Annotated in this window: 11 protein-coding genes; 9 read left to right on the forward strand and 2 right to left on the reverse strand. The window is 41.5% G+C overall.

Annotated features, from left to right (window positions below):
- Nucleotides 1-56: 56 nt before the first annotated feature.
- The 7 genes from benC to pcaD all read left to right on the forward strand — a co-directional run bounded on the left by benC (nt 57) and on the right by pcaD (nt 6760).
- Complete coding sequence (gene benC / locus J4G44_RS08920; protein WP_180009199.1) at nt 57-1073, forward strand: benzoate 1,2-dioxygenase electron transfer component BenC; 1017 nt, start codon at nt 57-59, stop codon at nt 1071-1073.
- 38 nt (nt 1074-1111) lie between these two features.
- Nucleotides 1112-1897, forward strand: a complete 786-nt coding sequence (gene benD, locus J4G44_RS08925; RefSeq protein WP_004973522.1) for a benzoate diol dehydrogenase BenD — start codon at nt 1112-1114, stop codon at nt 1895-1897.
- Between the two features lie 59 nt (nt 1898-1956).
- The gene (benE, locus tag J4G44_RS08930; protein WP_104851985.1) at nt 1957-3177 is read left to right on the forward strand and encodes a benzoate/H(+) symporter BenE; all 1221 of its coding nucleotides are present in this window, start codon (nt 1957-1959) and stop codon (nt 3175-3177) included.
- Nucleotides 3178-3204: 27 nt separating this feature from the next.
- Complete coding sequence (locus J4G44_RS08935) at nt 3205-3891, forward strand: 3-oxoacid CoA-transferase subunit A (protein WP_180009200.1); 687 nt, start codon at nt 3205-3207, stop codon at nt 3889-3891.
- A gap of 22 nt (nt 3892-3913) precedes the next feature.
- On the forward strand, nt 3914-4567 hold the full coding sequence (locus J4G44_RS08940; RefSeq protein ID WP_104851987.1) for a 3-oxoacid CoA-transferase subunit B: 654 nt from the start codon (nt 3914-3916) through the stop codon (nt 4565-4567).
- A 138-nt stretch (nt 4568-4705) separates the two neighbouring features.
- Nucleotides 4706-5911 (forward strand): 3-oxoadipyl-CoA thiolase, encoded by a 1206-nt coding sequence (gene pcaF / locus J4G44_RS08945; RefSeq protein ID WP_070155120.1) that lies wholly within the window; start codon nt 4706-4708, stop codon nt 5909-5911.
- A gap of 69 nt (nt 5912-5980) precedes the next feature.
- On the forward strand, nt 5981-6760 hold the full coding sequence (pcaD, locus tag J4G44_RS08950; RefSeq protein WP_096901607.1) for a 3-oxoadipate enol-lactonase: 780 nt from the start codon (nt 5981-5983) through the stop codon (nt 6758-6760).
- Nucleotides 6761-6866: 106 nt separating this feature from the next.
- Here the strand turns inward: pcaD and J4G44_RS08955 are convergent, their stop codons facing one another.
- Nucleotides 6867-8036 carry a thiolase family protein gene (locus J4G44_RS08955; protein ID WP_096901606.1) on the reverse strand — a complete coding sequence of 390 codons (1170 nt, stop codon included), beginning with the start codon at nt 8034-8036 and terminating at the stop codon, nt 6867-6869.
- Between the two features lie 438 nt (nt 8037-8474).
- Between J4G44_RS08955 and J4G44_RS08960 the strand changes: the two genes are divergently transcribed.
- Nucleotides 8475-9083 (forward strand): TetR/AcrR family transcriptional regulator, encoded by a 609-nt coding sequence (locus tag J4G44_RS08960; RefSeq protein WP_004973506.1) that lies wholly within the window; start codon nt 8475-8477, stop codon nt 9081-9083.
- Nucleotides 9084-9263: 180 nt separating this feature from the next.
- Here the strand turns inward: J4G44_RS08960 and cysK are convergent, their stop codons facing one another.
- The gene (cysK, locus tag J4G44_RS08965; RefSeq protein ID WP_096901605.1) at nt 9264-10262 is read right to left on the reverse strand and encodes a cysteine synthase A; all 999 of its coding nucleotides are present in this window, start codon (nt 10260-10262) and stop codon (nt 9264-9266) included.
- 242 nt (nt 10263-10504) lie between these two features.
- On the opposite strand from cysK, the gene plsB reads away from it, so the two are divergent.
- The gene (plsB, locus tag J4G44_RS08970) at nt 10505-13009 is read left to right on the forward strand and encodes a glycerol-3-phosphate 1-O-acyltransferase PlsB (RefSeq protein WP_180158930.1); all 2505 of its coding nucleotides are present in this window, start codon (nt 10505-10507) and stop codon (nt 13007-13009) included.
- The last annotated feature ends 168 nt before the right edge of the window (nt 13010-13177 follow it).

The following is a 13177-nucleotide window of genomic DNA, read 5'->3' on the forward strand; positions in this document are numbered from 1 at the left end:
AGATGGAATCTTGGCTGAAAGGTCTAGTTTCAAAGATTTATATAGGATATTCAGCCATGTCAAACCACAATGTTGCACTTCAATTTGAAGATGGCGTTACACGTTTTATTTCTGTTACAGATGGTGAAACACTGTCAGACGCAGCTTACCGTCAAAAGATCAATATTCCTTTGGACTGCCGTGACGGTGCATGTGGAACGTGCCGTGCGTTTTGTGAATCAGGTTCGTATGACATGCCTGAAGAAACTTATATTGAAGATGCATTGACACCAGAAGAAGCTGAACAAGGCTACATTCTTGCATGCCAATGTAAACCAACTTCTGACGCAGTATTCCAAATTCAAGCAACTTCTGATGTATGTAAAACTGAAATTCATGCATTTGAAGGTACTTTGGCTCGTGTAGAAAACTTATCTGACTCGACCATTACTTTTGACATTCAGTTAGATGAAGGTCAACCAGACATTCACTTCCTTGCAGGTCAATACGTGAATGTGGGTATTCCTGGTACAACAGAAACCCGTTCTTATTCATTCAGCTCTAAACCAGGCAACCGCTTAACGAGCTTTGTTGTACGTAACGTACCAAACGGCAAAATGAGCGAATTCTTAAGCCAAAATGCCAAAGCGGGCGACAAAATGACCTTCACTGGTCCATTTGGTAGCTTCTACTTACGTAACGTTGCTCGTCCAGTAGTGATGTTAGCAGGCGGTACAGGTATTGCACCATTCATGTCTATGCTGCAAGTGCTTGAAGAAAAAGGTTCAGAACATCCAATACGTTTAGTATTTGGTGTAACCAATGATTTTGACTTGGTTGCAATTGAAAAATTAAACGAACTTCAAGACAAATTCTCTTGGTTCGAATATCGCACTGTAGTCGCTAACCCAGAATCTGCACATGAGCGTAAGGGTTATGTTACAGGTCATATCGAAAACGAATGGCTTAACGGTGGTGATGTAGACATCTACTTATGTGGTCCAGTACCAATGGTAGAAGCGGTACGCGGTTGGTTAGATGCTGAAGGCGTTAAACCTGCTAGCTTCTTATTTGAAAAATTCTCTGCCAACTAAGTTTGTTAGACATTCAATAAACGCAGTCGGAGAATAAAATGAATCGCACAAAAAGATTTGAAAACAAAGTTGTAATCGTGACTGGTGCCGCTCAAGGCATTGGTCGCGGTGTGGCTTTACAAGTGGCAAGTGAAGGTGCCCAAGTGGTTATGGCAGACCTTTCTCCCTATGTAGAAGAAGTGTTGGCCGAAATTGAAGAACACGGTGGCGATGCAGTAACCGTAAAAGCCAACCTTGAAACTTTTGCAGGTGCAGAATCTGTGGTTGCTAAAGCACTTGAAACCTATGGTCGTGTTGATGTGCTCATCAACAACGTAGGCGGTGCAATTTGGATGAAACCTTTTGAAGAATTTTCTGAAGAAGAAATTATCAAAGAAGTGAATCGTTCATTGTTCCCTACTATGTGGTGCTGCCGCGCAGTATTGCCTGAAATGGTGAAAAACCAGAAAGGTACCATTGTAAACGTATCTTCAATTGCAACCCGTGGTATTAACCGCGTGCCATATTCGGCGTCTAAAGGTGGTGTAAACGGTTTAACTGCTTCCCTCGCCTTTGAACATGCCAAAGATGGTATTCGTGTCAATGCCATTGCAACTGGCGGTACAGAAGCGCCACCACGTAAAGTGCCTCGTAATGCCAACCCACTTTCAGAATCTGAAAAAGAGTGGATGCAACAAGTAGTCGATCAAACCATTGATCGTACCTTCTTGGGTCGCTACGGCACCATTCAGGAACAAGTGAATGCGATTTTATTCCTTGCTTCTGATGAATCATCGTACATGACAGGTACTGTTGTACCTGTAGGTGGTGGTGATCAGGGCTAAGCCAAGATCATGACCAACTTCAACAGGATCATTGCTTGACGCAAGGAGGCAAATCGTCAATGAGTCACCTGTTCCAAACTTTAAAAAATGACTGGTCAATTTCAGCCACTGTTGCAGGATTCTTAGCAGTGCTGATCTCCTATTCAGGGCCATTGATCATCTTTTTCCAAGCGGCACAGCAAGCCCAAGTTTCCCCAGACATGATGATTTCATGGATTTGGGGAATTTCTATTGGTGCTGCTGTCGCAGGTATCTTTTTGTCCATTAAATACAAAGTGCCTGTGGTCACCGCTTGGTCTGCACCCGGTACCGCATTGCTGGTCACACTGTTTCCCGATATTACCCTAAATGAAGCAGTTGCAGCCTACATCACCTCTGCTGTGGTGATTTTTTTGATTGGAATCACAGGTTATTTTGACAAACTCCTGTCTTGGATTCCGCAAGAAGTCGCAGCAGGCATGATGGCAGGTATTTTGGTTCAATTTGGCTTAGGCTTATTTACTGCAACCGATACCCTGCCATACATTGTATTTGGGATGCTAGCGGTATTTTTATTGGCAAAGCGTTTTAGTCCACGTTATGCCATGATTTGGGTGCTTGCTGCAGGCATTATACTCAGCTTAATGCTCGGTAAAATTAACCCTGTCACCACCAATTTTAGTTTGGCAATTCCACAGTTTATTGTTCCTGAATGGACGTGGAATTCAACCTTAAACTTGGCATTACCTTTAATTTTAGTCAGCTTGTCTGGACAGTTTTTACCGGGCATGGCAATTATTAAAATTAGCGGTTATGACATGCCTGCTAAGCCTATTATTAGTGCGACCAGTATCGCTTCTCTTGCCGTTGCATGTGTAGGAGGAATTACCATTGTACTTGCCTCTATTACTGCAGCATTATGCTTAGGTAAAGATGCGCACGAACTGAAAGAAAAGCGATATATTGCAGGTGTTGCAAACGGTATTTTCTATATTTTAGGTGGGTTATTTGCGGGTAGCATCGTCATGCTATTTAGCCTATTGCCCAAAGAACTGATTGCAGCGTTGGCTGGACTTGCACTTTTAGGTGCAATTGCCACCAATATTTCAGTTGCAATGAGTAAAGAATCACAGCGTGATGCAGCCCTCATCACCTTTTTAGCAACTGCCTCTGGCATGCAGTTTTTAGGGCTAAGTTCTGTATTTTGGGGCATCTGTATTGGTTTGATCGCACATTGGGTATTAACCAAACGCGACAACTCAGCAGCACCCCTACCTTCAACTCAAAGTTCCAAAAGTTAATGGACAGGCAATTGTCTAGGACACATTATGATTGATAAAAGTCAAACTTCTTTAACAGAAGTCCTTTCGCAAATTAAAGATGGTTCAACCATCATGATTGGTGGTTTTGGTACCGCAGGTCAGCCAGCGGAACTCATTGATGGTTTGATTGAACTTGGCATCAAAGATTTAATTATTGTAAACAACAACGCAGGTAATGGTGACTACGGTTTAGCGAAACTGCTAAAAGCTGGCGCGGTACGTAAAATTATCTGTTCATTCCCACGTCAGTCTGACTCTTGGGTATTTGATGAACTTTACCGCGCAGGCAAAATCGAGCTTGAACTGGTGCCGCAAGGTAACTTGGCATGCCGTATTCAGGCTGCAGGTATGGGTCTAGGTCCAATCTATACCCCTACAGGTTTTGGTACTTTACTTGCAGAAGGCAAACCAATCTTAAATTATGAAGGTAAAGACTACGTACTAGAAAACCCAATCCGCGCAGACTTTGCTTTAATTAAAGCACAGCAAGGCGACCGTTGGGGTAACTTGGTGTACCGTAAATCTGCACGTAACTTTGGCCCAATCATGGCGATGGCTGCCGATGTGACAATTGCACAGGTTTCTGAAGTGGTTGAGTTAGGCGCGTTAGATCCTGAACACATCATCACTCCGGGTATTTTCGTTCAGCACGTTGTTGCCGTTGGCGCAAAACAACCTGAACAATCTGCATAACTGTCACGTGAAGGAGAACATCATGAGCTATACCAAATTAACACGTGATCAAATCGCTGAACGTGTGGCACAAGACATTCCAGACGGTGCTTATGTCAACCTCGGCATTGGCTTACCAACTAAAATTTCAAACTACCTGCCTTCAGACAAAGACGTATTCTTACACTCTGAAAACGGTTTATTGGCTTTCGGTCCACCACCTCCTGCAGGTGAAGAAGACCCTGAGTTAATCAACGCAGGTAAAGAATTCGTGACCATGCTAACAGGCGGCTCATTCTTCCATCATGGTGACTCTTTTGCCATGATGCGTGGCGGTCACTTAGACATCGCAGTATTGGGTGCATTCCAAGTGGCTGAAAATGGCGACTTGGCAAACTGGCACACAGGTGCGCCAGATGCGATTCCTGCTGTTGGTGGCGCAATGGACTTAGCCGTTGGTGCGAAAAAAGTCTTTATCACAACCGATCACGTCACCAAAAAAGGTGAACCAAAAATCGTGGCTGAATTGACTTACCCAGCAACTGGCTTGAAATGTGTAGACCGCATTTACACTGACTTATGTGTGATTGACGTAACTCCTGAAGGCATGAAAGTTCTTGAAAAAGTTGAAGGCTTGAGCTTTGAGGAATTACAGTCATTGACTGGTGCAAAGCTGATTGATGCGACTCAGGCTTAATCGTCTTTAAATATAATTTTTAATCCCCCTAAATCCCCCTTTTTCAAAGGGGGACTTCCATCAAGTAATTTTAGGTGGGAATCTCCTCCCTTTTTTAAAGGGAGGTTGGGAGAGATTAAGATATTTGGAAAATAAAATATGAAAAACGCATATATCGTCGATGCCATCCGTACCCCATTTGGTCGTTATGCAGGTGGTTTAGCTCCAGTCCGTGCTGATGACTTAGGCGCATTACCGATCAAAGCACTTATGCAACGCAATCCATCTGTAAACTGGGAACAAGTTGATGACGTGATTTACGGCTGTGCCAACCAAGCAGGTGAAGACAACCGTAACGTGGGTCGTATGTCTGCACTTTTAGCAGGTTTACCGTACCAAGTGCCAGCAACCACTGTAAACCGTTTATGTGGTTCATCGCTAGACGCAATTGCAATGGCCGCACGTGCAATTAAAGCAGGTGAAGCAAACCTGATTATTGCAGGTGGTGTTGAATCAATGAGCCGCGCTCCATTTGTGATGGGTAAATCAGAATCTGCTTATGGTCGTAGTCAAAAAATTGAAGACACCACAATGGGCTGGCGTTTCATTAACCCGAAACTCAAAGAAATGTACGGCGTAGAAACTATGCCGCAAACTGCTGAAAATGTAGCGGAACAGTTCAATATTAACCGTGCCGATCAAGACTTGTTTGCTCTAACCAGCCAACAACGTACTGCTGCTGCACAAGCACGCGGTTTCTTTGACAAAGAAATTATTGCAGTGGAAATTCCACAACGTAAAGGCGAGCCTGTCGTTGTTGCTGCAGACGAACATCCACGTGCATCAACCACAGCAGAAGCATTGGCAAAATTAAAGCCAGTGGTAAAAGCAGACGGTACTGTGACTGCAGGTAACGCGTCAGGTATTAACGATGGTGCGGCTGCCCTACTGATTGCTTCTGAAGAAGCGGTTGCACAACACGGCTTAAAACCACGTGCCAAAATCATTGCTTCAACTGTTGTTGGTGTTGAACCACGTATTATGGGCTTTGGTCCTGCGCCTGCAATCAAAAAATTGTTGGCACAAACAGGTTTGACCATTGAACAAATGGACGTGATTGAACTGAACGAAGCCTTTGCTGCACAAGCATTAGCATGTACTCGTGACTTAGGCATTGAAGATGGTTCAGAGAAAGTCAATCCAAACGGTGGTGCAATTGCTTTAGGTCACCCACTTGGTGCATCTGGTGCGCGTTTAGTCACTACAGCACTGAACCAACTTGAACAAACTGGCGGTAAATACGGTTTATGTTCAATGTGTATCGGTGTTGGTCAAGGTATTGCTTTGATTATTGAACGTGTTTAATCCTCATTAAAAGTTCCCCTTTCATAAAGGGGGATTTAGGGGATTTATAAGATTAAGGATTTAAAAAAAATGCCAACTTTTACCTCAAATGATGCGCAAATCAATTACCAAACTTTTGGTGATGCTACAAAACCTGCACTGATTTTTTCAAACTCGCTGGGTACAAACTTCAAAATGTGGCAAGCACAGATTGATTTTTTCCAGCAAGACTTTTTTGTAATTTGCTACGACACACGTGGTCACGGTGCATCATCAGCTCCGCAAGGTCCATATAGCATTGATCAATTGGGTCAAGATGTTGTAAATCTACTCGATCACTTAAATGTTGAAAAAGCGGCATTCTGTGGTATTTCTATGGGCGGTTTAACAGGTCAATGGTTAGCGATTCATCGCCCTGAACGTTTTAATCAGGTGGTGGTGTGTAATACTGCGGCAAAAATTGGTCAAGAACAGGCTTGGAATGACCGTGCCGCATTGGTACGTGAACAAGGTTTACAACCGATTGCTTCGACTGCAGCATCACGCTGGTTTACTGAACCCTTTATCCAAAGCAACGCGACAGTGGTCAACAATCTTCAAAACGACTTGGCAGCTGGCAGCGCCGAAGGTTATGCGAGCTGTTGCGAAGCTTTGGCTAAAGCGGATGTACGTGAACAACTTAAAGACATCACTGTGCCTGTTTTAGTGGTTGCAGGTCAGCAAGACCCTGTGACAACAGTTGTCGATGGTCAATTTATGGTTGAACGTATTGCCAATAGCCAATTGTTTGAAATCAATGCATCGCACATTTCTAACGTAGAATTGCCAAATGAATTTAACCAAGCAGTGAAGCAGTTTATCCAAGCATAAAACTTCATTGTTATTGTTAATAAGTTAAAAGTTAAAAGTTAAAAAAATAGAGTTCTTTCGAGAACTCTATTTTTTATAGATGAATCTGCAGTTAGACGAGCTGGACTTAAACTAACTCCACCGCAATCGCTGTGGCTTCACCACCGCCAATACATAAAGATGCCACGCCTTTTTTCGCGCCTATACGTTGCAATGCATGAATGAGCGTCACAATAATACGTGAACCTGAAGAACCTAGAGGATGCCCCAAAGCACATGCACCACCCTGAATATTCACTTTGGCAGGGTCTAAATCAAAAGCATCTATCGCAAGCATGGTTACCATGGCAAAGGCTTCATTAATTTCCCACAAATCTACATCGGCAACCGACCACCCTGCTTTATCTAGCACTTTTTGAATCGCCCCTACAGGAGCAAGAGTAAACTCAGAAGGATGTTGTGAATGTGTCGCGTATGCCACAACTTTTGCAAGCGGTTTTAAGCCACGCTCTGCCGCAACCACATCTGATGTAATCACCAGAGCAGATGCGCCATCTGAAATAGAGCTGGCATTGGCGGCTGTAATCGTGCCATCTTTTTTAAATGCGGGACGCAAACTGCTAATTTTATCGACTTTGGCATTTAACGGTTGTTCATCCTGATCGACAATCACATCACCTTTACGTGAATGAACAGTGACAGGCACGATTTCATTTTTAAAATAACCGTTTTGAATGGCTTCTACCGCGCGGTTTAAAGAGCGAATTGCGTATTCATCCTGCTGCTCACGGGTATAGTTTTTCTTGTCTGCCATGTCTTGCGCCAGCACGCCCATCGACAAGCCTGTTTCAGCATCTTCTAAACCTTCCTGAAACATGTGGTCTGTGACTTTGCCGTGTCCCATACGGAAACCTGCACGTGCTTTATCTAGCAAATACGGCGCATTCGACATAGATTCCATACCGCCAGCGACCACAATCTGCGCTGAACCTGCCTGAATAGCATCGGCTGCCTGCATAACAGCTTTCATGCCAGAGCCACAAATTTTATTGATGGTGGTTGCACCTGTACTATCGGGTAAACCCGCTTGACGCATCGCCTGACGTGCAGGGCCTTGCTTCAAACCTGCAGGCAATACACAACCAAAAATTACTTCATCAATGTCAGTCCCACTTAAACCTGCACGTGCAACTGCGTGTTGAATTGCAACCGCGCCTAAATCGGGTGCTGTACAACTTGCCAGTGAACCTTGAAAGCCGCCCATTGCGGTACGTACAGCATCTACAATTACAATCATTTTTAGTCCCTTATTACCGTCTTTTTAAAGTGATTACCGTAAAAGCCATGCTTTTTAAAATTACAAATAACATCCCTGTGAGTTAGCAAGTAATTCACGTTAAATGTAAATCAAAAGATGAGCATTGCAATCTCGCAAAGTGCTGAATTGCTATGCTTGATTGATCTTAGACTTTTAGGCCTTGCTTATGAAAAATAGAATAAAAGTTTTAGAAATCCAATTTTATTTCACTAAAATGACCTGTTTGGTTCAGTTTTATTGACAACCGATTTGGCTTATGGATTGTGCTATTTTTCACATGATATTTTTTAAATTCATTGGTTCACTGATGAACATACGTTAAAACTTACCTTTTCAAGACCTTGGTGCTATTTTCAAGTTGCTCAAACTGCACTAGACTCCAACATGCTTAATTGGTTGTAATTGGAATATTGATTGATGACGACTCTACGCCAAGAAAATTTCCGACGTCGTAAAGAGAAAATTTTGGCAATGGCTGAGGTTTTATTACTGGAAAATCATAATGATATTACATTAAGTGAGTTGGCTGCAGAGTTAGATATTGCCAAAGGCACAATTTATAAATATTTCAAAAGTAAAAATCAGCTCTATTTAGAGTTAATTATTTTAAATGAACAGCGTTTATTGGATATTTCCAAACAGTATCACCATAACTTTCAAACTTATGTTTCGCAGTACATGCTGTATAACATGCTTAATTCCAACCGTACGATTTTGCTGCACTCAATTGAAGAACGCTTAACCAATAATGAACGTAAACTAAATGAATTGTTTGAACAGTTATACGATATTCGTGAGCAGCGTATTTTAGAAATTAAGGACATCACCCAAGCCTATTTAGAGTCCTTTAACAGCGCGATGTCGATCCGTGATTATCTGTCTTATATTTGGACAGTAACTTATGGTGCGTCGTTATTACTCAATTCTACCCATTATCAAAAAGCTATTGGGTCACGTGAACGCTTAATCAAGCTATATATTAATCAAGCACTGATGACGCCAGATAAAGTATCTGCGATTGTTTGATTTTTACATAGTTAGCTTCGTTGGATTCATTGCTGATCCCGCTAAATATTAGCGTCTAAGTAGAAAGAAATTTGCTTTTCAGAACGTATTAACTCACCTCATAAATTTATTCTCTAAATAAAAAATCCCAAAGTTCAAACTTTGGGATTTTTCAAATTCTTTTGACTGTCTAAAGACACATCATTCTGCACTAATATCTTCAAATAATACTGAAGATAAATAACGCTCACCACTGTCAGGTAAAATCACCACAATATTTTTACCTGCATTTTCAGGACGTGCCGCCAATTTTGCAGCAGCAGCCATTGCTGCACCACTTGAAATACCGACTAAAATACCTTCTTGGGTTGCTGTTTTACGCGCCCAGTCAATTGCTTCAGCACTTTCAATCGCAATCACTTCATCCACCAAATCTAAATCTAGGTTTTTTGGAATAAAGTTAGCGCCAATCCCCTGAATTTTATGTGGTGCAGGCGTAATGGCTTCACCACGCTTGGCCTGAGCGATAATTGGAGATTCAGCAGGCTCGACTGCAACAGTATGCAATGCCTGACCTTTTACCTTTTTGAAATAACGCGAAATACCAGAAATCGTACCGCCTGTACCTACACCTGCAACAAGAATATCGACCTTGCCGCCTGTTGCTGCCCAAATTTCTGGGCCTGTGGTTTCTTCATGAATTTGCGGATTGGCAGGGTTATTAAACTGCTGCGGCAAATAATAAGTTTCAGGATGTTCGGTTGCCAAACGCTCTGCTTCATCCACCGCGCCTTTCATACCTTTTGCAGGCTCAGTCAGCACCAAATTTGCACCCAACGCTTTCAACACCTTACGGCGCTCAATACTCATGCTTGCAGGCATCGTTAGTGTAATCTCATAACCTTTTGCTGCAGCTACAAATGCCAAAGCGATTCCTGTATTACCGCTGGTCGGTTCTACAATATGCATACCTGCTTTTAACACGCCACGTCTTTCAGCATCGGCAATTAAAGCAGCACCAATACGACATTTCACAGAAAATGCAGGGTTACGGCTTTCCACTTTGGCTAAAACCGTTGCATCGCCAGAAATTAAACGGTTAATGCGTACCAATGGCGTGTTACCAATCGCTTCTGCATTATTGCTATATACGGCAATCCCTAAATTTGCTGGTGTTGAAAAAGCTGCATCTGTGGTCATGATTATTCCCTAAGTTATATCTATATAAACAAAATTTAAATTATCATACCTTTTTATAAAATTTTTGCCGATGTTTCACGAAAATTGTTTTATACAAAAATATGATTAGCTTTCAACAAAATGCGAATTAGAATAAAGAGATGACGACCTCAGTTTAATTGTCGATTTTCTCGGCACTTGGGTTTGAAATTCGCTATTTATTTTTTGACAATAGCAACACATAACAAAATGTAGGGAATGCAATGTCTAATAAACGTTACAGTCAGCTTTATCGTAATTTCACTAAAAAAATCTTAGATAAGATTGTGACGCCACAAGTATTAGGCACGACTGCAGAATTAGAACATCGTGTTGCACAAAGCTCTGAAAAAACACAATTTTGTTATGTGCTGCAAGATGCCTCTCTCAGCAATACCGTATTGATTGATCAGCAGACGCAATCTCGTGGTTTACCTTCTGTGTATGCGCCTTTAAACATTGCCGAGCATCAGGAAGACGATTCCATTTTGGTCTTGCGTGAGAAAAACCCACAGCACAGTGCTTATCACTACTCTGCTAAATTGATTCGACTCATTGAAACCTTAGAGCAACATCCTGAACATGATGTGTTGTTAGTTCCCGTAACTGTACTTTGGGGACGTTCACCCGAATACGAAGACTCTTGGTTTAAAGCATTATTTGCCGATGCATGGTCTACGCCAAACAAGCTTAAACAAACCATTAATATTTCGCTCTATTCACGTGATAACTACATCGAGTTTCATAAAGCAATTTCCTTACGTCAGCTTATTGAACAAGCCACACAACAACAACCACACTTATCGCCTGCGCACTTTATTGAGCAACATCTGGAACACAATTTTAATCAACACAAAGAAGCGATTTTAGGCCCAGACTTATCTGACCGCCGTAATTTGATTCATGCGTTGATGAAAAGTGAAGCAGTACAACAAGCTATTCGTAAAGAAAGTATCGAACAAAAAGTCAGTATGTTTGAAGCAGAAAACCGTGCTAAAAGCTATTTAACTGAAATTGTATCGGACTTTTCTTATTCGACTTTGCGTTTTGCTGAACTGGCACTGACCAAGCTTTGGACACAGCTCTATGATGGCATTGAAGTGCATCACTTTGACACGGTACGCGAACTCGCCAAAGACTATGAAATCGTCTATACCCCTTGTCATCGTAGCCACATCGACTATTTGTTGCTGTCTTATGTGATTTTTAATCGTGGCTTGATGGTGCCGCATATTGCAGCAGGTATTAATTTAAATTTACCAATTGTGGGTCAATTAATGCGTGGTGCAGGTGCGTATTTTATTCGCCGTACTTTCAGCGGCAATGAATTATACACCTCGGTATTTAAAGAATATTTACACAGTTTATTGTCACGCAACACCCCACTCGAATACTTCATTGAAGGTGGACGCTCACGTACAGGTTTATTGTTACCGCCGAAAAAAGGCATGTTGTCGATGACCATTCAAAGCCATTTACGCGGAGCAACCAAACCAATTGCATTTATTCCAACGTATTTTGGTTATGAAAAACTGATTGAAGGCACATCTTATTTAAATGAATTAAACGGCAAACCGAAAGAAGCCGAATCTTTATGGGGTATTTTAAACTCTGCCCGTAAAATTGAAAAAGTCTTTGGTCAGGTCTATGTCAACTTTGGCGAACCTGTATTTTTAGATGATGTTTTAACTGCCAACCAAGCACGCGATGTAAAACTGAACATAAATGATGAACTACCGACCTCTGTGATTCACACGGTAGATCATACTGCGCATGCAATCTTGGAAAATATCAATAAAGCGGTGGTGATTAACCCAATCGCCCTCATCTCTCTGATTTTATTAAATGCCGATCAGCATGCATTGAAACAAGATGAGCTGCTCGCCCGAATTGAACAATATCGACGTTTGCTCAAACAATTGTGCTACGACCCACGTATGATTATTACGGGTTTAAATCCACAAGAAATTATTGAATATGCGCTAAAACTTAAACAAGTTGAGCGTTATAACCAAGATGGTGTAGAACAGATTCGAGTCGCAGAAAGCCAAAAAATCTTATTGAGCTATTTTAGCAATAATATTTTGCACTGCTTTATTTTGCCTGCGTGTGTAGCATTAATTGTGCAGCAGTTTAATGAACAAAATTTAGCATTATCATGCGCAGATTTAATGCAAAAACTGCAGGCGATTTATCCATATTTGAAGCAAGAGTTTTTCTTGGCATGGACGGTGCAAGAACTTTCTCAAGAAATCGAAAAAATTGTGGCGTACTTTATTCAGCAAAATTGGGTTACAGAAGCAAATCTGCAATTACAGCCGAACCCAGCTACACAGCATGAACTCTATGCCTTAGCTGAACTGGCAAAACCAAGTTTAAATAATTTCGTATTGATTCAAGGGCTTTTGCAGCGTTATAGCGCACACATCCCTTTAAATCTGAAAGTTTTGGAAAAAATGACCAAAACCGTATTACAACGCGCTGCAGATTCTGCACAATTTAAGTCTGCATATTATTTTGATAGTGCCACCTTAAAAAGTTTTATCAGCAGTTTAGATCAGCAAGCCTTGTTGCAACACAATGCTACGCAGATAAGCCTAGATGATACTTTTAGTGCAAAAATGTCGGAATACTTTGCTTGGTATAACCCAGAAATTCACGAATTGTTAGCTGCATCGAGTGAATTTAGTGAGAAAGAATTAAAAAGTTTTGAACAAGTGAAAAAATAGGTTTTATTGTAACTCAGCCACTTTTTTATCAATTTTTTGATTAGAATATCAGCCCATTATTTATGATTGGCTGATATCTTTTCTTAAATGATACTTGTTCTCATATATAAATAATGATTTATGTTATATAATTTATCTTCCACTCCCGCCTAATATATATTGGGTTAG

Origin of the sequence: Acinetobacter towneri (assembly GCF_017498585.1) — a bacterium.
GTDB lineage: Bacteria > Pseudomonadota > Gammaproteobacteria > Pseudomonadales > Moraxellaceae > Acinetobacter > Acinetobacter towneri.

Excerpts from the sequence above, each read along its gene's own strand:
- pcaD (WP_096901607.1), top strand. The coding sequence starts at position 5,981 with ATGCCAACTTTTACCTCAAATGATGCGCAAATCAATTACCAAACTTTT.
- plsB (WP_180158930.1), top strand. The coding sequence starts at position 10,505 with ATGTCTAATAAACGTTACAGTCAGCTTTATCGTAATTTCACTAAAAAA.
- benD (WP_004973522.1), top strand. The coding sequence starts at position 1,112 with ATGAATCGCACAAAAAGATTTGAAAACAAAGTTGTAATCGTGACTGGT.
- J4G44_RS08940 (WP_104851987.1), top strand. The coding sequence starts at position 3,914 with ATGAGCTATACCAAATTAACACGTGATCAAATCGCTGAACGTGTGGCA.
- cysK (WP_096901605.1), bottom strand. The coding sequence starts at position 10,262 with ATGACCACAGATGCAGCTTTTTCAACACCAGCAAATTTAGGGATTGCC.
- benC (WP_180009199.1), top strand. The coding sequence starts at position 57 with ATGTCAAACCACAATGTTGCACTTCAATTTGAAGATGGCGTTACACGT.
- J4G44_RS08960 (WP_004973506.1), top strand. The coding sequence starts at position 8,475 with ATGACGACTCTACGCCAAGAAAATTTCCGACGTCGTAAAGAGAAAATT.
- J4G44_RS08955 (WP_096901606.1), bottom strand. The coding sequence starts at position 8,036 with ATGATTGTAATTGTAGATGCTGTACGTACCGCAATGGGCGGCTTTCAA.
- benE (WP_104851985.1), top strand. The coding sequence starts at position 1,957 with ATGAGTCACCTGTTCCAAACTTTAAAAAATGACTGGTCAATTTCAGCC.
- J4G44_RS08935 (WP_180009200.1), top strand. The coding sequence starts at position 3,205 with ATGATTGATAAAAGTCAAACTTCTTTAACAGAAGTCCTTTCGCAAATT.
- pcaF (WP_070155120.1), top strand. The coding sequence starts at position 4,706 with ATGAAAAACGCATATATCGTCGATGCCATCCGTACCCCATTTGGTCGT.